This is a genomic window from Streptomyces subrutilus (assembly GCF_001746425.1).
Lineage (GTDB): Bacteria > Actinomycetota > Actinomycetes > Streptomycetales > Streptomycetaceae > Streptomyces > Streptomyces subrutilus_A.
Genome location: NZ_MEHK01000001.1, coordinates 4287889 through 4308978 on the forward strand (window position 1 = coordinate 4287889; position 21090 = coordinate 4308978).

General features: G+C 73.9%; 20 protein-coding genes. 10 read left to right on the top strand and 10 right to left on the bottom strand.

Annotation, left to right across the window (positions count from 1 at the left end):
• The first annotated feature begins 34 nt into the window (after positions 1 to 34).
• Together BGK67_RS20325 and BGK67_RS20330 are read left to right on the top strand one after the other, a co-directional pair.
• The gene (locus tag BGK67_RS20325; protein WP_069921423.1) at positions 35 to 487 is read left to right on the top strand and encodes a DoxX family protein; all 453 of its coding nucleotides are present in this window, start codon (positions 35 to 37) and stop codon (positions 485 to 487) included.
• Positions 484 to 909, top strand: a complete 426-nt coding sequence (locus BGK67_RS20330; RefSeq protein ID WP_069921424.1) for a Zn-ribbon domain-containing OB-fold protein — start codon at positions 484 to 486, stop codon at positions 907 to 909. The genes BGK67_RS20325 and BGK67_RS20330 overlap by 4 nt, the downstream gene beginning before the upstream one ends.
• 15 nt (positions 910 to 924) lie before the next feature.
• On the opposite strand, the gene BGK67_RS20335 is transcribed toward BGK67_RS20330, so the two are convergent.
• Positions 925 to 1599: a pyridoxine/pyridoxamine 5'-phosphate oxidase gene (locus tag BGK67_RS20335; RefSeq protein ID WP_069923992.1), complete on the bottom strand. Its 675-nt coding sequence runs from the start codon at positions 1597 to 1599 to the stop codon at positions 925 to 927.
• A 50-nt stretch (positions 1600 to 1649) separates the two neighbouring features.
• Positions 1650 to 2846, bottom strand: coding sequence for a thiolase C-terminal domain-containing protein (locus BGK67_RS20340; protein ID WP_069921425.1), 1197 nt, complete (start codon positions 2844 to 2846; stop codon positions 1650 to 1652).
• A 118-nt stretch (positions 2847 to 2964) separates the two neighbouring features.
• Between BGK67_RS20340 and BGK67_RS20345 the strand changes: the two genes are divergently transcribed.
• A complete protein-coding gene (locus tag BGK67_RS20345) occupies positions 2965 to 4167 on the top strand; it encodes an acyl-CoA dehydrogenase family protein (RefSeq protein ID WP_069921426.1) in 1203 nt (400 codons plus the stop codon).
• A complete protein-coding gene (locus BGK67_RS20350; RefSeq protein WP_208948723.1) occupies positions 4167 to 4649 on the top strand; it encodes a nitroreductase family deazaflavin-dependent oxidoreductase in 483 nt (160 codons plus the stop codon). The genes BGK67_RS20345 and BGK67_RS20350 overlap by 1 nt, the downstream gene beginning before the upstream one ends.
• Positions 4650 to 4709: 60 nt before the next feature.
• Here the strand turns inward: BGK67_RS20350 and BGK67_RS20355 are convergent, their stop codons facing one another.
• Positions 4710 to 5357, bottom strand: a complete 648-nt coding sequence (locus BGK67_RS20355; protein WP_069921427.1) for a TetR family transcriptional regulator — start codon at positions 5355 to 5357, stop codon at positions 4710 to 4712.
• A gap of 413 nt (positions 5358 to 5770) precedes the next feature.
• Here BGK67_RS20355 and BGK67_RS20360 point away from each other — a divergent pair, with 413 nt between their 5' ends.
• The 4 genes from BGK67_RS20360 to BGK67_RS20375 all read left to right on the top strand — a co-directional run bounded on the left by BGK67_RS20360 (position 5771) and on the right by BGK67_RS20375 (position 10458).
• Complete coding sequence (locus tag BGK67_RS20360; protein ID WP_069921428.1) at positions 5771 to 6565, top strand: AfsK-binding protein KbpA; 795 nt, start codon at positions 5771 to 5773, stop codon at positions 6563 to 6565.
• Positions 6566 to 6793: 228 nt separating this feature from the next.
• Entirely contained in the window at positions 6794 to 9196 is a 2403-nt protein-coding gene (locus BGK67_RS20365; RefSeq protein WP_208948724.1) for a protein serine/threonine kinase AfsK, read from the top strand.
• Positions 9197 to 9253: 57 nt separating this feature from the next.
• The gene (locus BGK67_RS20370; RefSeq protein ID WP_069921430.1) at positions 9254 to 9754 is read left to right on the top strand and encodes a peptidylprolyl isomerase; all 501 of its coding nucleotides are present in this window, start codon (positions 9254 to 9256) and stop codon (positions 9752 to 9754) included.
• Between the two features lie 119 nt (positions 9755 to 9873).
• On the top strand, positions 9874 to 10458 hold the full coding sequence (locus tag BGK67_RS20375; protein ID WP_141754039.1) for a hypothetical protein: 585 nt from the start codon (positions 9874 to 9876) through the stop codon (positions 10456 to 10458).
• Positions 10459 to 10466: 8 nt separating this feature from the next.
• Here the strand turns inward: BGK67_RS20375 and BGK67_RS20380 are convergent, their stop codons facing one another.
• The 3 genes from BGK67_RS20380 to BGK67_RS20390 form a co-directional block, all read right to left on the bottom strand.
• Complete coding sequence (locus tag BGK67_RS20380; RefSeq protein WP_069921432.1) at positions 10467 to 11243, bottom strand: enoyl-CoA hydratase/isomerase family protein; 777 nt, start codon at positions 11241 to 11243, stop codon at positions 10467 to 10469.
• Entirely contained in the window at positions 11240 to 11686 is a 447-nt protein-coding gene (locus tag BGK67_RS20385; RefSeq protein WP_069921433.1) for a Zn-ribbon domain-containing OB-fold protein, read from the bottom strand. Before BGK67_RS20385 ends, BGK67_RS20380 begins: the two co-directional genes overlap by 4 nt.
• 71 nt (positions 11687 to 11757) lie before the next feature.
• A complete protein-coding gene (locus BGK67_RS20390) occupies positions 11758 to 12909 on the bottom strand; it encodes a lipid-transfer protein (protein WP_069921434.1) in 1152 nt (383 codons plus the stop codon).
• Between the two features lie 95 nt (positions 12910 to 13004).
• On the opposite strand from BGK67_RS20390, the gene BGK67_RS20395 reads away from it, so the two are divergent.
• The gene (locus tag BGK67_RS20395) at positions 13005 to 14711 is read left to right on the top strand and encodes a FadD3 family acyl-CoA ligase (RefSeq protein ID WP_079154290.1); all 1707 of its coding nucleotides are present in this window, start codon (positions 13005 to 13007) and stop codon (positions 14709 to 14711) included.
• 13 nt (positions 14712 to 14724) lie between these two features.
• Here BGK67_RS20395 and BGK67_RS20400 read toward each other — a convergent pair whose 3' ends face one another.
• From BGK67_RS20400 to BGK67_RS20415, 4 genes are all read right to left on the bottom strand, one after another.
• Positions 14725 to 15297, bottom strand: coding sequence for a Uma2 family endonuclease (locus BGK67_RS20400; protein ID WP_069921435.1), 573 nt, complete (start codon positions 15295 to 15297; stop codon positions 14725 to 14727).
• 22 nt (positions 15298 to 15319) lie between these two features.
• Positions 15320 to 16093 carry a class I SAM-dependent methyltransferase gene (locus tag BGK67_RS20405; RefSeq protein ID WP_069921436.1) on the bottom strand — a complete coding sequence of 258 codons (774 nt, stop codon included), beginning with the start codon at positions 16091 to 16093 and terminating at the stop codon, positions 15320 to 15322.
• A gap of 181 nt (positions 16094 to 16274) precedes the next feature.
• Complete coding sequence (locus BGK67_RS20410) at positions 16275 to 16463, bottom strand: hypothetical protein (RefSeq protein WP_069921437.1); 189 nt, start codon at positions 16461 to 16463, stop codon at positions 16275 to 16277.
• A gap of 181 nt (positions 16464 to 16644) precedes the next feature.
• On the bottom strand, positions 16645 to 19698 hold the full coding sequence (locus BGK67_RS20415; RefSeq protein WP_079154291.1) for an SARP-family global regulator AfsR: 3054 nt from the start codon (positions 19696 to 19698) through the stop codon (positions 16645 to 16647).
• Between the two features lie 164 nt (positions 19699 to 19862).
• Here BGK67_RS20415 and BGK67_RS20420 point away from each other — a divergent pair, with 164 nt between their 5' ends.
• Positions 19863 to 21089: an amidohydrolase family protein gene (locus BGK67_RS20420; protein ID WP_069921438.1), complete on the top strand. Its 1227-nt coding sequence runs from the start codon at positions 19863 to 19865 to the stop codon at positions 21087 to 21089.
• Position 21090 lies beyond the last annotated feature (1 nt).

Sequence of the window (21090 nt, forward strand, 5' to 3'; positions counted from 1 at the left end):
GTGTGTGTCGATCGCGAGAGGGGTGGGGCCGCCGATGCAGACCGTCTGGCTCAGTGGGGCCGAATGGCTCGCCGTGCTCCGGATAGGCCTCGGCCTGTGGTGGCTGGAGAGCTGGCGGCACAAGGACAAGAAGGGCTGGTTCGAACGCGGCACCGGCATCGCCTGGGCCGCCGACGTCGCGGGCAAGCACCGCTGGACCTTCGTCAGGGGCGGCTTCGAGCTGGTCGTGAAGCCGCGCCCCAAGCTGATGGCGTACATCGTCGTCTACGCGGAACTCGCCCTCGGGCTGGGCCTCGTACTCGGCTTCCTCACCCCGGTCGCGCTGGTGGGCGGGCTGCTGCTGAACCTGCTCTACCTGGTGCTGATGATCCACGACTGGGCCGAGCAGGGCCAGAACGCGATGATGGCGCTCATCTCGCTGGTCGCCCTCCTGGCCATGTCCTGGCAGACCTGGTCCCTCGACGCGGCGATCGGACTCTTCCTGTGAACGAGGTGCGGTACGACCTCCCCGAGGCGGACGAGTTCACCCGCCCCTACTGGGACGCGGCGGCCGAGGGCCGGCTCCTGCTGCGCCGCTGCGCGCGGTGCGGGCGGGCGCACCACTACCCGCGGGAGTTCTGCCCGTTCTGCTGGGCCGGCGAGGACCTGGTGGCGTGGGAGGCGGCGAGCGGCCGCGCCACGCTCTACACCTGGTCGGTGATCCACCGCAACGACCTCCCGCCGTTCGGGACGCGCGTCCCGTACACGGCGGCGGTGGTCGACCTGGCGGAGGGCCCGCGGATGATGACGGAGGTCGTCGCCTGCGCCCCCGCGGACCTCCGCATCGGCATGTCCCTGCGGGTCGCCTTCCGCGGGGCGGGGCAAGGCCTCCGCATCCCGGTCTTCGAACCGGCCCCGGCCCAGGGCTGAGGCGGGGCGGCCGCCTCACGGCCAGAGGAGCTCGCGGGTCCACCCGCCGGCCGGGTCGCGCCGGTAGCGCAGCCGTACGTGCCTGCGCGCGGTGTCGCCCTGGAAGAACTCGACCTCGTCCGCGTCCAGCACGTACCGCGTCCAGGTCGCCACCGGGGCGTCCGGCTCGGCCCCGGCCCGCTCCCAGGCCGCCGCGGACGCCCGTACGAGCTCCTCGCGCGAGCCCAGCACCTCGCTCTGGCGGCCCGTCAGCGCGGCGGCGAGCGCCCCGCGGGAGCGGACCGCCAGGTCCGCCCGGCTCTCCTGCGGCCCGCACGCCCCGACCCGGCCCCGCACGCGCACCTGGCGGCCCACCGAGGGCCAGTAGAACCCGAGCGCGGCCGCCGGCTGCCCGGCGAGCTGCACCCCCTTGGCACTGGTGGCGTGCGAGGCGAAGTGCCAGCCGCGCTCGTCGGCGTCGTGCAGCATCAGCGTCCGCACGTCGGGCCGCCCCTCGGCGTCCACGGTCGCCAGGCTCATGGTGTGCGGCTCCGGCTGGCCGGCCCCGACGGCCTGCACGAACCACTCCCGGAACAGCCCCACCGGCTCCTCCGGCGCCTCCCCGGTCTCGAATCCGGGGAGCGGGACGTCCCACACGCGCAGGGAGTGCAGGGCCTCGCGGAACTCGTCACTGCTGATCTCACGGCTCATGCCGACCATGGAACACCACGGGCTCGCGCGGGCGTCCGCCCGGCCGGGCCTCAGTCCCGGCCCAGGATCACCGTCCCCGACGAGCAGAACCAGCCGCCCGTGCCCGAGGCCAGGGCCACCCGGGGGAGGCGGCCGCCGGGCTTGAGGACCTGGCCCGGGCCGCACTCGCCGCGGAGCTGGCGGACCGCCTCGACCAGGAGGAACAGGCCGCGCATCCCCGGGTGGCAGGCCGACAGGCCGCCGCCGTCCGTGTTGACCGGGAGTTCGCCGTCGCGCAGCAGCCGGCCCTTGTCCACGAAGGCGCCGCCCTCGCCCTTCGCGCAGAAGCCGAGGTCCTCCAAGGTCACCAGGGTCATGTACGTGAAGGCGTCGTAGATCTCGGCCAGGTCCACGTCCGCCGGGGTCAGCCCCGCCCGTTCGAACGCGATGCGGCCCGAGACCGCCGCCGGGGAGACCGTGAAGTCCTCCCACTCGGACATCGCCGTGTGCGAGACGGACGTGCCGGATCCCAGGACCCACACCGGGGCCTTGGCCGTGTCCGGTACGTAGTCCTCCGCCGCCAGCAGCACCGCGCAGCCGCCGTCCGAGCGGATGCAGCAGTGCAGCTTCGTGAAGGGGTCCGCGATCATCTCGCCCGACAGGACCTCGTCCACCGTGATCGGGTCGCGGAACATCGCGTCCGGGTTCGTCGCGGCGTTCGCCCGAGCCTGCACGGCCACCGAGGCGAGCTGCTCCAGCGTCGTCCCGTACTCGTGCATGTGGCGGCGGGCGGCCATGGCGTACTTGGAGATCAGCGTGTGGCCGTACGGGACCTCGAACTGCAGCGGCCCCCGCGCCCCGAAGGACAGGTTCGAGGTGCGCCGCCGGGCCTTGATGTCGGCGCGGGCCGTGGAACCGTAGACCAGCAGGACGGCGCCCGCGTGCCCGGCCGCGATCGCGTCCGCCGCGTGGGCCGCCATGACCTCCCAGGTCGAGCCGCCCACCGAGGTGGAGTCGACCCAGGTGGGCCGCAGCCCCAGGTACTCGGCCACCTCGACCGGCGCGAGGGTGCCGAGGCCGGCCGAGGCGAAGCCGTCGATGACGGAGCGGTCGAGGCCGGAGTCGGCCAGCGCCCGCCGGGCGGCCTGCGCGTGCAGCGCGTACGGGGTGGGGCCGTCGACCCGGCCGCAGTCGGAGAGCGCGACGCCGACCACCGCGACCCTCCGGCGGGGGTGTGCGGGGACGGGTCCGGGTGTGAGTCCAGGCATGGGAGGACCGTACAGCTGACGATGCGTCAGTTTCTAGCCCCCCTGCCCCCGACCCCTGGGCATCTGCGCCCACCCGCCCTAGCATGACGCCCCGTCAGATACGGGGAGGAGCCCGACGATGGATGCCGCCTTCACCGCGGAGCAGGAAGAGATACGCCGTACCCTGCGCGAGATCCTGGGCAAACGCTGCGGCCCCGACGAGGTCAAGGCCGCCGTCCGCACCACCGCCGGACACGACCGCGGGCTGTGGCAGCAGCTCGCCGAGCGGCTGGGACTGCCCGGCCTCGCCGTCGCCGAGGAGTACGGGGGCGTCGGCTGCGCCCCCGCCGACCTGGCGCTGGCCTGCGAGGAGACCGGGCGGGCGCTGCTGCCCTCGCCGCTGCTCGCCACGGCCGCGCTCTGCGTGCCGCTGATCACCGCCCTCGGCACCGACGCCCAGCGCTCCGCGCTGCTCCCGCCGCTGGCCGCCGGCGGGCTCACCGCCGCCCTCGCCGTTCCCGGCCCGGCCCTGGCCACCGCCCTCGCGCTGACCGGCGACAACACCGCCGGCCCGTGGTCCGGCGGCGGCCGCGCGGGCGGGGTCCAGGCCCGCGCCGCCGCCGCGGAGGGCGGCTGGCGGCTGTACGGGGAGGCCGCCCAGGTGCTCGACGGGCACAGCGCCCCGCTGCTGCTGGTCGCCGCGCACACCGGCGGCTTCGCCCGCAGCCGCACCCTCCTGTTCCTCGTACGGGAGGACGCCCCCGGCCTCGTCCGGTCCCGGCAGACCACCCTGGACGAGACGCGCCCCCAGGCCCGGATCCAACTGCGGGACGTGCCGGCCGAGTTGCTGGGCGAGGACGGCGCCGACGCCGCCGGCGTCCTCGAGGCCCTCGCCGCGACCGGCCGCACCGCGGCCTGCGTCCTCGCCGCCGAGGCGGTCGGCGCGGCCGGCCAGGCGCTGGCCCGCACCGTGGAGTACGTACGCCGGCGCGAGCAGTTCGGCCGGGCGATCGGCTCCTTCCAGGCGGTCAAACACCGCCTCGCCGACCTGTACGTGCAGGTGGAGGCGGCCCGGTCCGCGGTCTACTACGCCGCTTGGGACCCGCGGCAGGGCGCCCTCGCCCTCGCCCAGGCGCTGGAGGCCCTGCGGATGGCCGCGGGCGAGGCGATCCAGCTGCACGGCGGCATCGGCTTCACCTGGGAGCACGACGCGCACCTCTACTTCAAGCGGGCGGCGGCCGACGAGCTGCTGTTCGGCCCGGTCCACCGGCTGCGGGCGCACGCCGCGGACCGCGCGGGCCTGTTCACCCCGTCCGCAACACCGGAGAAGGTGGCCGTCTGATGGCTCGCGTGGCACCCGGCGTCAAGCTGATGCAGAAGGTCTCCTCGACCCTGCTGTTCGCCAAGATCGCACCGCACTTCATCCCCGCGATGGACAAGGCCGTGCACAAGCTCACCCGCGGCAAGGTCATCCTCAGCGCCCGGATGCTGCCCGGGGTGATCCTCACGGCCAAGGGCGCCAAGACCGGCGAGCCGCGCACCACCCCGCTCGCCTGCATGCCGGAGGAGGACGGCGTGAGCTGGCTGCTGATCGGATCGAACTTCGGCCGGCCCGGGCACCCGGCATGGACCGGAAACCTGCTCAAGAACCCGGACGCGTCGGTCAGTTGGAAGGGCCGGGAGATCGCCGTGCGGGCAAGGCTTCTGGCGGGGGAGGAGCGTGCGCAGGCGTGGCGGGCGGCGTTGGGATTCTGGCCGCCGTACGCGACGTACCAGGCGCGCGTCGAGCGCGAGATCCGGCTGTTCCGCCTGGAGCGTCGCTGATCACAGGCGGGCGGACGCGCGGCCGGTGCCGGGGCGGCGGACCCTCTCCAGGGCCCGCCGTCACTTGGTCGGCTTCTTGCCCGTGATGCCGAGGTGGACGAGCAGTGCCAGGTTCGGCTTCAGCTCGGCCTGCTTGACGCCCCAGGTCTGGAACCCCTTCTGGTGCGAGGCGACCGCGGCCAGCATCGCGACCAGCGAGCCGGCCATCGCCGCCGGGCTCACGTCCTTGTCGACCTTGCCCTTGGCCTGGAGCTCCTTCATCGACTCCGTCAGGGAGTTGGTGACGGAGTTCAGGATCTTCATGCGGATCTTGTAGAACCGCTTGTCCCCCTCGGCCGCGCCGAGGTCGACGACCCGCAGGATCGCGTCGTTGCGCCGCCAGAAGTCCAGGAAGCCCTCGACGAGTTCCTCGGCGGCGGCCCATCCGGACTTGCCGACCCAGGTGCGGCCCTCGACGAGCCGCGTCAACTGCGCGCCCTCGGTGGCCATTTCCTCGGCGATCTCCAGGACGGCGCCCTCGACGTCCGGGAAGTACTGGTAGAAGGTCGCGGGGGAGGTACCGGCCTTGCGCGCGACGTCGATCACCTTGACGTCGCGGTACGGCGAGGAGCTGAGCATCTCGCTGAGGCAGTCGAGCAGCTTCTGCCGCGTCGCCTGGCCGCGCCGGCCGGCGACACGCCCGTCGACGGTGCGTACTTGTCCTGTCATGCCGTCAGCTTACCGAGGGGTGATCGGCGCGCTATTCGGCCGCCTGCAAATGGGGTTACGAGGTACCTGGCCTGGGCGGAAGCCGGTCCCGCACGGCCGCAGGGGCGGAATCCGGCCGGAGGTCCGCCGGATGTCCGCCGGAGCCCGGGCGGACACGGGCGGACACGGGCGGACACGGGCGGAGGCCGGCCCGGCGCGGCCCCGGGCATCGGCCCGACACGGGAGCCGCCCGCTGCCGGATCGCGGCCCGGCGCCCCTTCCGGGCGGGTCGCCCGCTTTCTCGGCGTTTCCCCCGAATAGTCTTATCAACAGGCTGTGGACAAGTTTTCGGGCGGACCATGGCCATGGAGAGGTGGGACGCGTGGGAGAGGTGGGACGGTACACATCCCCGCACAACGGAAGGAACCGGGCTCATGGCCGCATTCGCGGAAGGCGCACCCTGCTGGGTGGACGCCTCACTTCCGGACGTCGAGGCGGGCAAGCGCTTCTACGGTGAGCTCTTCGGGTGGACCTTCGGGGACAGCGCCGGCGCCGATTACGGCCACTACACCCAGGCCTACAGCCGCGGCCGCAACGTCGCCGCCCTCGCCCCCAAGCCCGACGGCCGGATGCCCACCGTCTGGGGGATCTACCTCTACACGACCGACGCCTACGCCTGCGCCCAGCGCATCCGCGCCGCCGGCGGCCAGATGGTGATGGACCCCATGCCGGTCGGCCCGTACGGCACCGCCGCGATGGCCGCCGACCCCGGCGGGGCCGTCTTCGGCCTGTGGCAGCCCGGCACCCACCACGGCTTCGACGCGCAGCAGGAGCCCTACACCTACTGCTGGACCGAGGTCTACACCCGGGCCCGCGACGCCGTGGACGCCTTCTACGCCAAGGTCTTCGGCTACGTCCCGCAGGACCAGGACGACGCGGGCGTCGAGTACCGCGTGTGGTCCCCGCCCGGCGCCGCGCCCGGCACCGGCACCGCCGTCATGGGCCGCAGCCTGATCACCGACGCCTTCCCGGAGGCCATGCCGGCGCACTTCCTCGCCTACTTCGCCGTACCCGACTGCGACCAGTCCGTGGCCATGGTGCGGCGGCTCGGCGGCCGGGTCACCGCCGATCCCTTCGACACCCCGTACGGCCGGATCGCGGTCGTCGCCGACAATCAGGGGGCGGTCTTCGGGCTGCTGTCGGAACCCCGGACCAGGCCGGACGCCTGAGGCCCCCGGGGCCCGGCGCCCGGCGGCCCGGCGTTCCAGGATCCAAGACCCCGCCGCGGCCCTGCGCCGTGCCGGGGCCGGACCGGGCGCGGGCCTGACAGAATCGGTGTTGCACGACCCGGGCCGCGCCCGGGGTGAGACGCTGCACGGGGCAGGGGCCCCGCGGCGGCGGCGCGTGCTGGTGGAAGCGGGTCCGGCGAGGGCCCGTACGGGGAGGTGTGGAGGCGAGTGGTGGAGCAGCTGACGCAGCACGACCCGAGACGGATCGGCCCCTTCGAGGTGCTGGGACGGCTCGGCGCCGGCGGCATGGGGCTGGTCTATCTCGCGCGGTCCGCGTCCGGGCGGCGGGTCGCGATCAAGACGGTGCGCACGGAGCTCGCCGAGGACCAGCTCTTCCGGGTCCGTTTCACCCGCGAGGTGGAGGCGGCCCGCGCCGTGTCCGGCTTCTACACCGCCGCCGTGGTCGACGCCGACCCGCGCGCCGCCGTGCCGTGGCTGGCCACCGCCTACGTGCCGGCGCCCTCCCTCGAGGAGATCGTCAACGAGTGCGGGCCCATGCCCGCCCAGGCCGTGCGGTGGCTCGCGGCCGGCATCGCCGAGGCCCTGCAGTCCATCCACGGCGCGGGCCTGGTCCACCGCGACCTGAAGCCGTCCAACGTCCTCGTCGTCGAGGACGGTCCGCGGGTGATCGACTTCGGCATCGCGAGCGGGGTCTCCAACACCCGCCTGACCATGACGAACGTCGCCGTCGGCACCCCCGCCTACATGTCGCCCGAGCAGGCGAAGGACTCGCGCAGCGTCAAGGGCGCCAGCGACGTGTTCTCGCTCGGCTCCACCCTCGTCTTCGCCGCGACCGGCCACCCGCCCTACCACGGGGCCAACCCGGTGGAGACGGTCTTCATGCTGCTGCGCGAGGGCCCCAACCTGGAGGGCCTGCCCCCCGAGCTGCGGCCGCTGATCGAGTCCTGCATGCAGATGGACGCCGCGCTGCGGCCCACCCCGGCCGACCTCCAGGCGCAGCTCGCCCCGCACCTCTTCGACGGCGGCGACGACAGCGGGACGGCCTCGGCCTGGCTGCCCGGGCGGGCCGTCGCGATGATCGAGGCCCGCCGGGCGGGCAACCGCACGCCGGCCGCCGCCGTGCCGGTCCCCGGCCACGGCCCGGGCGGCGGCGCCGGAGCGGGGTCCCGGGGGCCGATCTCGGGCCCCGCCACGCACCGCCGCCAGCGCGGCGCCGAGGCGTGGGTGGACCCGCGCACCGGGCACGCCGTGCCGCAGCGCCCGCACCACCCGCCGAGGGCCCCGGCCCCGTCGGGCGAGCCCGTCCTGCTGGGCGGCTCCCCGGTGCCGATCGGGCCCGGGCCGCGGGCGACCGCAGCGGCGCCCGCGGCGCACGCCGCCGCCGACTCGGCGACCGGCTGGATCCGCCCGCCGGGCGGCTCGGCGGCCGCCCCCGCCGCGGTGGCCTCCGTACCGGCTCCCGGCCCGGCCCCGGACAGCGGCCGCTGGCGCCCGTGGCGCTTCCGCATGTCCAACGACGTCTGGGGCACGCCCACCGTCGCCGGCGACCTGCTCTACGTCACCTCCTTCGAGGTGCACGCCCTGGACGTGGCCAGCGGCCGCCGCCAGTTCAAGACCCGCGACGTCGCCTGGTCCATGGCCGTGGCCGACGGACGCATCCACGCCTCCGACGGCCCCTCCCTCTTCGCGCTCGACGCCTCCGACGGCTCCGAGCGGTGGCGGGTGTCCGCCGACGCCTGGGTGTACGCGCTGCGCGCGGAGCGCGGCACGGTGGTCACCGCCACCCGCGGCGGGGGCGTCCAGGGCTGGGAGGCCTCCGGCGGCCAGAAGCTGTGGGAGCTGACCGGCGCGCAGACCGACTTCGAGACCCCGGAGGCGGCCCCCGTCCTCCACGACGGCACGGTGTACGTGTGGCAGGACGCCCGGCTGCGCGCGCTCGACGCCCGCAGCGGCCGCGAGTCCTGGTCCTACCCGGTCGGCGACGCGGCCTCCTGCGGGAACGTCCCCGTACGGGTCACCCCGGCCCCCGACGGCAACGTCTACGTCGCCGCCGGCACCCGCGTGCTGTCCGTGGACCGGGCCTCGGGCCGGGTCCGCTGGCACTTCGAGGCCCCCGCGGTCTTCCTGGCGCCCCCGGCGTTCGCGCCGGGCGCCGCGGTCACCGGCGGCGGGGTCTACCTCGCCGACTACCTGGGGACCGTCTACGCCCTGGACGCGGCCACCGGCCAGGACCGCTGGCGCATCGCGACCGAGGCGCGCACCTCCTCGGACCCGGTGCTCGTCGCGCACGGCAACGTCCACCTGGGCGCGGGCAGCGCCCTGTACACGCTCGACGCGGTCACCGGCACCCCGAAGTGGCGGTTCGCGGCGGGCGGCGAGATCACCGGCCTGCCGGCCGTCGCGGACGGCCGCGTGCACTTCGGCTCGGCCGACCACTGCCTGTACACGCTGGACGCCGCGGGCGGCCAGCTGCGCTGGAAGCTGGCCACGGGCGGCGAGATCACGGGCGCCCCGGTGGCGGAGGCGGGCGTGGTCTACGCGTGCAGCAAGGACCGCTGCGTGTACGCCCTGGACGCGGCGAAGGGCACCGGCACCCGTACGAGCGGCTGAGGCGACTCGGCCCCCCTCCCGGTAGCGGAACGCACCGGGAGTGACAGGATGGACCCCATGAGCGACAACGTCTACTTCGACATCACCATCAACGGCTCCCCCGCGGGCCGCATCGTCTTCAACCTCTTCGACGAGGTCGTCCCGAAGACGGCGCGCAACTTCCGCGAGCTGTGCACCGGCCAGAACGGCTACGGCTACGCGGGCTCGGGCTTCCACCGCGTCATCCCGCAGTTCATGCTGCAGGGCGGTGACTTCACCAACCACAACGGCACCGGCGGCAAGAGCATCTACGGCGAGAAGTTCGAGGACGAGAACTTCCAGCTGAAGCACGACCGCAAGTACCTCCTGTCGATGGCGAACGCCGGCCGCAACACCAACGGCTCGCAGTTCTTCATCACCACCGTCCTGACCCCGTGGCTCGACGGCAAGCACGTCGTCTTCGGCGAGGTCGTCTCGGGCCAGGAGCTCGTCGACCAGATCGAGGCCCTGGGCTCCCAGTCCGGCGCCCCCAAGGGCAAGGTCGAGATCGCGGCCTCGGGCGTCGTCGACGCCGCCTGATCCCACCCCGCCCGTACGGCCGGTCGGCCCCGCCCCCTCCCGGGGGCCGGGGCCGCCGGCGTTCGCGGGCACGCCTGGTAGCGTGACCGGCCGTCTGTCCAAGGGGGAGGGTGCGGGTCATGGCGGCTGGGCGTCACATCAGATTGACCGCGGTCCTGGTGGCCGTGGTGTTCGCGCTGACGGGCTTCTCGTCGAGCGGCGGAGGCAGCGGCGGCGGCAAGAGCTCGGGCAAGAGCAAGAGCAGCGGCGGCGGCTGCTCCAGCTCCAAGAGCAAGAAGAAGAGCCACGGCGGCAGTACGGCCTCCGCCTCGGCCGCGTCCTCCGCGAGCCCGACCGGCGACCCGGCCACCGTCGTGGTGGTGACCTGTACGGGTTCCGCCACGCCGGTCACCACGCTGCGCTTCACCTCGCGGCTCGACCGCAGGGCGACCTTCGAGGTCGACCTCCACCGGGAGGGCGCCGGCGCAGCCGCCGTCGAGTCCACGGTGGTCCGGGTGGACCTGGGAGCGCGCGAGACCCGCACGGTCGACGTCGCCCTCGACGACCCCTCGCGCGCCGCGCAGGTCAGGAACTGCCGCCTCGGCACGCCCGGTACCAGCGGCTCCACCGCGAGCGCGACGCCGAAGGCCACCTCCGCCCCGACCTCCGGCGGGTCCAAGAGCACGCCCGCACCGAAAGCGAGCAAGTCCCGCAAGCCCCGCTGACGGGCCTGTCAGCGCAGCCTGAACTCCCTGCCCGGCGGCCGGGCCGCGAACAGGTCCGCCTGCCGGTCCGGGGGCAGGTTGCCCAGCGCGATCAGCGCCGGGGCCTGCGCCAGGGCCTGCTGGAGCGCCGCCTGCTTCGCCGACCACAAGGCCCGTACGGTGCCCTGCACGGCCTCCGTCGGAAAGCCGGCCAGCGTCCCGGCCGCGCGCAGGGCCGCCCCGAGCAGCTCCCCGGGCTCGGCCAGCTCGGAGACCAGGCCGATCTCGTACGCCCGCCGCGCGGAGAGCCGTTCCGCCGTGCCCATCAGGGACATCCGGGCGGCCTCCCCGAAGGGCATCCGCTGCGCCATGTACACGGCCTCGTAGGCGCTGACCATGCCGTAGGCGGTGTGCGGGTCGAAGTAGGTGGCCGATGAGGAGGAGACGATGAACTCCGCCTCGCCCAGCAGGTAGAACGCCCCGCCGCAGGCCATGCCGTTGACCGCGGCGATCACCGGCTTCCACAGGTCGTTCGCCTTGGGGCCGATGGCGACCAGCGGATCGTCCACCGAGTACGGGGACCCCGGCTGCGGCACCAGCGCCCCCCGGTCGATGCCCGTGCAGAAGGCGGCCGTCCCGGCGCCCGTCAGCACGACCGCCCGCACCTCGTCCTCGAACCGGAACCGCCGCCACACCGCGGCCAGTTCGGCTGCCGTCGCCAGGTCGATGGCGTTGTGCCTGCGCTCCCGGTCCAGGGTGACGACCGCGACCCCGGCCGCCCCGTCCCGCTCCACCCGCAGCGTCACGGCTTCTCCAGGATCCAGCGCGGCACCGCCACCCCGCCCGTCTCGGTGAACACCGCCTGCACCCGCGCCCCGATGCGCAGCCGGGCCGGGTCCACGGAGTTCAGCGGGGCGTCGGCCGAGGCCACCAGGTTGCCGGCCAGCCGGATGTGCGGGGCGTCGGCGAGCTCCACGAGGATCACGTTGTACGGGGCCTGCGCCGCGTAGGCGGGCAGCAGCGGCGGATGCGGCTGGACGTAGGACCAGATGCGGCCGCGGCCGCTGGTCAGGCGCCACTGGGAGTCGAAGGACTGGCAGTGCGGGCAGCAGGGGCGCGGCGGGAAGCGGAGTCTGCCGCAGGCCGTGCAGGCCTGGACGCGCAGTTCGCCCCGGGCGGCGTACTCCCAGAAGGGGGCGCCGTCCTCGTCGGGGACGGGGAGCAGAAGCGATTCCTCGGTGGTGGTCATGGCGTGGCCCTCCTCGGGGCTCAGGACTCGGCGGCTCGGCGCTCGGCGGCTCGGCGCTCCGCGTCGGCCGCTCAGGCGCGCAGCAGGATCGCGGACGTCGGGACGCCTTCGCCCGCCGTCACCAGGCAGGTCGCGGCGTCCGGCACCTGGGCGGTGGAGACGCCGCGCAGCTGCTTGACGCCCTCGTTGATCAGGTTGAAGCCGTGCACGTAGGCCTCCGACAGTCCGCCGCCCCCGGTGTTGATGGGGAGCCGGCCGCCCATCTCCAGGGCGCCACCCTCGGTGAAGGCGGCGCCCTCGCCGCGCCCGCAGAAGCCGTAGCCCTCCAGCGAGAGCGGGATCAGCGGAGTGAAGGCGTCGTAGATCTGGGCGACGTCCACGTCCTCGGGCCCGAAGTCGGCCTGCTTCCACAGGTGCCGGGCGGCCGTCCAGGCGGGCCCGGACAGCGGGTCGTCGTTCCAGTAGTTGACCATGCCGTGGTGCTGGGCGGGCAGGCCCTGGGCGACGGAGTGCACGTAGACGGGCTTCTGGCGGCAGTCCCGGGCCCGCTCGGCGGAGACGATCACGCAGGCCAGAGCCCCGTCCGTCTCCAGGCAGTTGTCGAAGAGGCAGAGCGGGTCGCTGATCATGCGGGAGGTCATGTACATCTCGCGGGTCAGCGGGCGTTCGTACATCATCGCGGCCGGGTTCTCGTTGGCCCGGTTGCGGCAGGCCATGGCCACGTTGAAGAGGTGGTCGCGGGTGGCGCCGTACTCGTGCATGTAGCGGCGGGCCAGCATGCCGATCTCGTCGGCCGGGCGCAGCAGCCCGAAGGGGCGGGTCCACTGGCCGGGGGTGGGCAGCTGGACGGCGGTGTTCTTCCAGGGGCGGGGGCCGGAGCCGCGCTTGCGCGAGCGCCAGGCGACGCCGACCGTGGCCTGGCCGGTGGCCACGGCGGAGGCCAGGTGGCCGACGGTGGCGCAGGAGCCGCCGCCGCCGTAGCCGACCTTGGAGAAGAAGGTGACGTCGCCGGCGCCGATGGCCTTGGCGACCTCGACCTCGTCGGTCTCCTCCATGGTGTACGAGGCGAAGGCGTCGACCTCGGCGGGTTCTATCCCCGCGTCGGCGAGGGCTGCCAGAATGGCCCGGCATGCCAATTCCTTCTCGGTCTGCGGCAGTTGTCTGGCGAAGGCGGTCTGGCCGATGCCGACTATCGCTGTCGCGTCCCTGAGCGTTGCCGCCATCGCCACCTCCGGAGGTGTATCAGTACTGACAGCCGCGAAGGCTACAGCTAATCTGACGCATAGTCAGCTACTGGGATCGCAGGGAGGGGCGTGCGATGTACGAGGGCGTGGACGAGGGTGCGGGAGCGGGACGGGGACCGGGTGCGGGAGCGGGCGGATCGGTGAACGGTCACGGGGGCGCGGCGCAGGAGGGGGACACCGACCCGCGCGGGGACCTGCGGTGGGGCAGCATCGCCGGCCTCGTGCGCGACGCCGCCGCGCGCTACGCCGACCGCGAGGCCGTCGTCGACGGCCGGGTCCGGCTCGACTACGCCCAGCTCGGCGAGCGCGTCGAGCGCGCCGCGGCCGCCTGCATCGCCGCCGGGGTCGAACCGGGCGACCGCGTCGCCGTCTGGGCCCCCAACACCCTGGAGTGGATCGTCTCCGCCCTCGGCGCCGTCTCCGCGGGCGCGGTGCTCGTCCCCCTCAACACCCGCTTCAAGGGCACCGAGGCCGCGTACGTCCTGCGGCGCAGCCGGGCCCGGCTGCTCTTCGTCACCGGCACCTTCCTCGGCACCTCCTACGTCGCCTCGCTGCGCCGCGCCGCGGCCGAGGGCACCGGCGCCGGCCCGCTGGCCGGGCTGCCGCACCTGGAGCAGGTCGTCGTCCTCGCCGAGGACGCCCCCGAGTCCTTCCGCACCTGGAAGGACTTCCTGGCGGGCGGGGACCGCGTGCCGGCCCGCGCCGTCCGCGAGCGCGCCGCGGCGATCCCGGGCGACGCCCCCTCCGACATCATCTACACCTCCGGCACCACCGGCAGCCCCAAGGGCGCCGTCATCACCCACGCCCAGTCCCTGCGCTGCTACGACGTGTGGAGCGAGCTCGCCGGACTGCGCGAGGGCGACCGCTACCTGATCGTGAACCCCTTCTTCCACACCTTCGGCTACAAGGCCGGAATCATCGCCTGCCTGATGCGCGGGGCCACGATGATCCCGCAGCCCGTCTTCAACGTGGACACCGTCCTCGCCAACATCGCGGCCGAGCGGATCTCCGTACTCCCCGGGCCGCCCACCCTCCACCAGGCCCTGCTCGACCACCCCCAGCGCGCCCACCACGACCTCTCCGCCCTGCGCCTGGTCGTCACCGGCGCGGCCGTCGTCCCGCTCCAGCTGGTCGAGCGGCTGCGCGGCGAACTGCGCATCGCCACCGTCCTCACCGCCTACGGGCTCTCCGAGGCCAGCGGCGTCGTCACCATGTGCCGCCGCGGCGACCCGGCCCGGACCATCGCCGAGACCTCGGGGCGGGCCATCCCGGACACCGAGGTGATGATCAGGGACGCGGAGGGACGGGCCCTGCCCGCCGGCCGGGTGGGCGAGATCGCCGTCCGCGGGCACCACGTCATGCGGGGGTACTTCGAGGACCCCCACGAGACGGCGAAGGCCATCACCCCGGAGGGCTGGCTGCTCACCGGCGACGTGGGGTTCACGGACGAGGACGGCAACCTGCGCATCACCGACCGGATCAAGGACATGTTCATCGTCGGCGGCTTCAACGCCTACCCCGCCGAGATCGAGCAGCTCCTCGGCCTCCACCCGGACATCGCCGACGTCGCGGTGGTCGGCGTCCCGGACCCGAGGCTCGGCGAGGTCGGCAAGGCCTACGCCGTCCGCCGCCCCGGCTCCACCCTCACCGCCGACGACCTGATCGCCTGGTCCCGGCGGGAGATGGCCAACTACAAGGTCCCGCGCGCCGTGGAGTTCGTCACCGAACTCCCCCGCAACGCGAGCGGCAAGATCCTCAAACGCGAACTGAGGGCCCGCTGAGTCAGGGGACGAATCAGGGGACGAGCTTGCCGAGGTCGATGGCCGCGGGGAACGGCACCGACACCTTCAGCCACTCGCGGTGGATCCCGGTGGGGACGTACGACCTGGTGACGGTGTCCAGTTCGTAGACGTGGACGGCGGGCCCGCTCGCCTCGTCCTCGACCCGCCAGAAGTGGGGGATGCCCGCCTGGGCGTACTTGAACGGCTTGATGGAGCGGTCACGCTCCGCCGACTCCTCGGAGACCACTTCGATCGCGAGGGCCACCTCGTCCGGGAGGAAGCGGGTGCGGTCGGGGTCGTAGGCGACCGTCACGGCCAGGACGTCCGGTTCGGGGCGGCTCCTCTTGTCGAGCCGGACGGTCATGTCCCGTTCGATCTCGATGCCGTCGGGCGCGGCCTGGCGCAGGCTGAAGGTCAGGTTCTCCACGAGGCGGGCGTGCCAGGACCGCTGCGGGGACATCATGAAGATCAGTGCCCCGTCGATGAGTTCCGTGTGCCGGGGAGCCTGCGGCCAGTGATCGAGGTCGTCCGCTTCCCAGCCGCTCGGGCGGGGTGGAAGCATCCATTCGGGGAGCTCGGCTGCCATGATTTCCTCCAGAGGTGCCGAATCAGCCTACTGGCCCCAGCCCCTCGCGCACGTGTACTCGGTGCGGTCGGGCTGACCTGCGCGCCAGGACCAGGCGCCAGCGCGGAGCGCCCGAGGGCCGGCGGCCGAAGTGCTCCAGCGCGGCGGTCTCCACCGTGAAGCCGGCCGCCCGCAGGTCGGCGCGGACCCCGCTCAGCGGGAAGGTCCGGTAGTACATGACGAAGGGCGGGCGCCACACCGCGTTGCGCACCCGCATCGCCGCGTCGAAGCCCGCCACCGCCCACCACAGCGGGTGGCTCGGCGGGATCGGCGCGCCGATCGGGAAGGCGAAGACCCCGCCCTCGCGCAGCGCCGCGTGGACCCCGGCGAAGAGGGCCGGCCGCTCGGCCGGGAGGAAGTGGCCGAAGGCCCCGAAGCTGACGGCCAGGTCGTAGGAGGCCGCGAGCTCGGGCGGCAGGGCCCGCGCGTCGGCCCGTACGAAGTCCACGCGCGGGTCCGGATGCGCGCGCCGGGCCTCGGCCAGCATGCCCGCGCTCAGGTCCACCCCGGTCACGCGCTCCCGGCACAGCCTCCGCAGCATGCCGATCCCCGCGCCCGTGCCGCAGCACACGTCCAGCCCGGCACCGAAGGAGCCCTCCCGCTGGGCCAGGGTCTCCTCGACGGCGTCGAGCATCCGCTCCGGGGTGCGGAAGGGCGTGTGGTCGAACTTCGGCGCGAGCAGGTCGTAGCCGCGCTCGACGGAGGACAGGGCCTGCACGGCGAGTTCGCGGACGCCGGGCCCGTGGCTGGTGAACACACCCCCAGCGTAGGGGCACCCGCATCCGTACGCGGGCATGCGACGGCGGTCGCGGTGGCTCCCCCTCCGGGCCCCCGCGCCCGCCGTCCCCCCCCCCCGTGCTCCCCCGTGTCCCCCGTACGTCCCCCGTACGTCCCCCGTACGTCCCCCGTACGTTCGTGGTGCTGTGTGCGGCTGTGCCTTACGGGCGCGGACCGGACGCGTGGTTGTCCATCGTCTGGAGTTCCTCGCCCGACGCGTGGTTGTCGAGGGGCTTGACCTCGATCCCCGACGCGTGGTTGTCGAGAGTCTCGATTTCGACGCCCGAGGCGTGATTGTCGAGCGGCTTGATGTCGCCGTCGTTCGGCAGGATGTTCTCGTTCGTCGTCATCGGATCTCCTGTCGGATGGGTAGGGCCCGTTCGGCGATTCCCCCGCGGACCGCCGAACGGGTGGTCCTCCAACCGACCCGGTTGCCCCCCGACGCACCGGGTCGATGCACCAATAGTGGCGCGCGGCGATAAACGAACGATGAACGCCTCGTTCATCGGACGTCACTGCAGGTCACCGACGTCAGGCTGCGATTTCGGACGCCAGCAGCGCCCGCACCTCGGCCAGTTCGGCCGAACCCAGCTGGGCGAAGACGGCCTCCGCGTCCCGCCAGCACGCCCGCGCCCGGTCCGTCTGCCCCAGCCGCCGCAGCGCCTTGCCCAGCACCGTCAGCACCGTCGCCCGCCGCCACTCGCCGCCGATCCCGCGCAGCGCGATCGCCTGCTCCGCGTGCGAGGCGGCCAACGTCGGACGGCGCGCCGCCAGATGGGCCTCGGCCAGCCGGAAGTGGGTCACGCCCTCCCACAGGGGCTGCCGGTTGTCGTGGAACAGCGACAGCGCCTCCGTGAGCTGGGCCAGGGCCTCGCCGAGCCGGCCCGCCTGGGTGAGGGCGATGCCCAGCGCGTAGCGGCCGTTGGCCAGGCGCAGGGTCAGGCCCATCCGGTCGTAGATGGCGATGCCCTGCTGGGCGAGGTCTATGGCGCTGGAGAGGCGGCCCAGCTCCACGTGGATGCGCGAGAGGTTGCACAGCGCGCTCGCCTCGCCCACGTTGTTGGCGTCGGCGCGGAAGCCCTCGATGGCCTCCAGCAGGTAGCGCTCGCCGTCCGCGTACCGGCCCTGGTAGAGGGCGATGATCCCGCGGTCGTTGGGCGCCCAGCAGCTGGGCAGCGGGTCGCCGGCCTCCCGGGCCAGCGCCGTGGCCTGGCGGGCCTCGTCGTCGGCCTCGGCGAACCGGCCCGCGACCAGGTGCACGTTGGTGAGCGTGGTGCGCGCCCGGCCCTCGGCGTACGGGTCCTTCGCGGCCTGCGCGGCGTCGCGCAGGGCGACGGCGGCCGACTCGTACTGCTTGGAGTTGGCCCCCGACTCCGCCAGGTCCTTCGCCGCCCACAGCAGGTCCACCGCCCGCCGCAGCACGAGCGTCTCGCCGCCCCGTACGGAGGCCTGCCGTACGCACGCCAGCAGCGGGCCGGCCTCGGCGTAGAGCCAGTCCAGGGCGGCCCGCGGCTCGCCGAAGACGAGCCCCGGGTAGTGGGTGTCGGACAGGTGGGCCGGGAGCCGGTCGCCGGGGCGCTCCAGGGCGTAGACCCCGGAGGCCGTGGCCAGGTAGAAGTCCAGGAGCCGGTCCAGGGCGGCGTCGCGCCCGCTCGGCGGCTGCTCGTCGCGCTCGGCGCAGGCACGCGCGTAGAGGCGTACGAGGTCGTGGAAGCGGTAGCGGCCGGGGGCGGCGGATTCGAGGAGCGAGCAGTCCACCAAGGCTTCGAGGAGGTCCTCGGTGTCGTGCTCGGGCAGGTCCAGTACGGCGGCGGCCGCCGACAGGGAGATGTCGGGTCCGTCGGCGAGGCCGAGCAGGCGGAACGCGCGCTGCTGGGCCGGCTCCAGCTGGCCGTAGCCCAGCTCGAAGGTGGCCTTGACGGCGAGGTCGCCGGTCTGGAGCTCGTCGAGGCGGCGGCGCTCGTCGGCCAGCTTGGCGGCGAGGACGGAGACGGTCCACGTGCGCCGGGCGGCGAGCCGGGAGGCGGCGATGCGGATGGCGAGCGGCAGGAAGCCGCAGGCGCCGACCACGTCGAGCGCGGCCTGGCGTTCGGCGCGCACCCGCTCCTCGCCGACGATCCGGATGAAGAGCTGGAGGGCCTCCTCGGGGCTCATCACGTCGAGGTCGACGAGATGGGCCCCGGCGAGGCCCGCCATGCGGACCCGGCTGGTGACCAGGGCGGCGCAGCCCGCGGTGCCCGGCAGCAGCGGGCGGACCTGGGCGGCGTCGCGGGCGTTGTCGAGCAGGACCAGGACGCGCCGGCCGTCCAGGGTGGAGCGGTAGAGCGCGGCCCGGTCGGCGGGGGAGTCGGGGATGAGGGTGTCGGGGGTCCCCAGGGCCCGCAGGAAGGAGCCGAGGACGGCCTCGGGTTCGGCCGGGCGGGGCTCGGTGCCCTGGAGGTCGACGTAGAGCTGGCCGTCCGGGAAGTGCCGGCGGGCGGTGTGCGCCACGTGCACGGCGAGGGTGGTCTTGCCGACGCCGCCGATCCCGGCGAGCGCGGACACGGCCATGACCTGGCCCTCGGCGCCGCCGGAGAGGATGGTGCCGAGCTCGTCGACGAAGCTGGCGCGGCCCGTGAAGTCGGGGACGGTCGCGGGCAGCTGGGCGGGCCGCACGTGGACGGTGGCGGCGGCCGGCGCCGGGTCCTCGGCGCGGGCGAGGTCGGCGTCGGCGTTCAGGATGCGCTGCTGGAGGGCGGCGAGTTCGGGGCGCGGGTCCACGCCGAGCTCGTCGGCGAGGAGCCGGCGGGTGTCGGCGTAGACGGCGAGGGCCTCGGCCTGCCGGCCGCTGCGGTAGAGGGCGAGCATCAGCAGCTCGCGCAGGCGTTCGCGCAGCGGGTGGGCGGCGGTGAGGGCGGTCAGCTCGGAGACGGCCTCGGCGTGGTGGCCGACTTCCAGGTCCAGGTCGAGGCGGGTCTCCACCAGCTGGAGGCGCCATTCGGCGAGCCGGGTGCGCTCGGTCTCGGCGGCGGGGCCGGGGACCCCGGCGAGGGGTTCGCCGTCCCACAGGTCGAGGGCGCGGGCCAGCAGCGTACGGGCGAGGGTCCGGTCGCCGGCTTCGCGGGCGGTCTCGGCATCGGCGGCCAGGCTGCGGGCGACGCCCAGGTCGAGGGTGGCGGTGGAGCGCAGCCGGATGGCGTAGCCGCCGGCGTCGGAGACGAGCAGCCCGGGGTCGAGGACCTTGCGCAGCCGGGAGGCGTACGTCCGGATGGTGGCGAGGGCCTGCTGCGGCGGGTCCTGGCCCCAGATGGCGTCGATCAGCTCGGGCGCGGTGGCGGTCCGCCCGTCGCGCAGCAGCAGCGTGGCGAGCAGGGCCCGCTGCTGGGGCGTCCCGGAGGGCAGCGCGTCGCCCCCGCGCCAGGCGCGGATGGGCCCGAGCACGGCGAACCGCGATGCGCCCGCCGTGCGTTCGGCGGCCTCGGGTGCGCGGGCTGCGGCCACCGCGGTGCCCGCGGCGGTGGTGCGCGCGGGGGTGGTGCGTGCGGCGGTGGCCGCAAGGGACTCGGGGTGTTTCCGCGGCTGCGGGATGGCCGGTACGCCGTCCATCTGTCGTCCCCCTGCCTTCCGTCGGTGTAAGGGTCAGTCTGCCCTGTCTTGCGCGTACACGTCAGCCCGTCCCGGACCGAGTCCTTCCTGATCCGGTCCTGATCCGGGCCCGATCGGCAACCAACTAGCTGACGGTTCGTCAGATCGGCGCTACGGTATCGGGTATGGAGACCTTCCCGAAGATCATCTCGGTGGACGACCACACGGTGGAGCCCCCCCATGTCTGGCGGGACCGCCTCCCGTCCAGGTACAAGGACACCGGCCCCCGCGTCGTCCGCGCCCCCTTGAAGGAAATGACCTTTCTCGGCGGCAAGTTCGCCCCCGTGATGGGGGCCAAGGGCGACGACGGCCCGATCGGCGACTGGTGGGTGTACGAGGACCTGCACCGGCCGCTCACCCGACTCGACACCGCCGTCGGGTACGACCGCGACGAGATCAAACTGGAAGTCATCACCTACGAGCAGATGCGCCCGGGGTCCTTCTCGGTTCCCGAACGCCTCGCGGACATGGACGTCAACCACGTCCAGTCGGCCCTCTGCTTCCCGACCTTCCCCCGCTTCTGCGGCCAGACCTTCACGGAGGCGTCCGACCGCGAGCTGGGGCTGCTCGGCGTGCGGGCGTACAACGACTGGATGGTGGAGGAGTGGTGCGGCCCGGAGGCCCGCGGCCGGCTCATCCCGCTGACCCTCATCCCGCTGTGGGACGCCGACCTCGCGGCCGCCGAGGTCCGCCGCAACGCCGCCCGCGGCGTCCGCGCGGTCGCCTTCTCGGAGATACCCCCGCACCTGGGCCTGCCCTCCGTCCACACGGACTACTGGGACCCCTTCCTCCGGGCCTGCGACGAGACCGGCACGGTCATCGCCATGCACATCGGCTCGTCGAGCCGGATGCCGTCCACCTCGGCGGACGCCCCGCCGGCCGTCGGCTCCACCATCACCTTCGCCAACTGCTGCTTCTCGATGGTCGACTGGCTGATGAGCGGCAAGTTCGAGCGCTTCCCCCGCCTGCGGATCATGTACGCGGAGGGCCAGATCGGCTGGATCCCCTACATCCTGGAGCGCGCGGACGTGGTCTGGGAGGAGAACCGCGGCTGGGGCGGCGTCGCCGACAAGGTCCACCGCCCGCCGTCGGAGCTCTTCGCCGAGCACGTCTTCGGCTGCTTCTTCGACGACGCCTTCGGCCTGAAGAACCTGGACGCGATCGGCGCCGGAAACGTGCTCTACGAGACGGACTACCCGCACTCGGACTCCACCTGGCCCAAGTCCCGCGAGGTCGGCGAGGCCCAGATGGGACACCTGGCACCCGACGTGGTCGACCGCATCGTGCGCGGCAACGCCATCGGCCTGCTGGGGCTGACCGAGGACGGCCTTTGGGCGGGACCGGGAGCCTGAG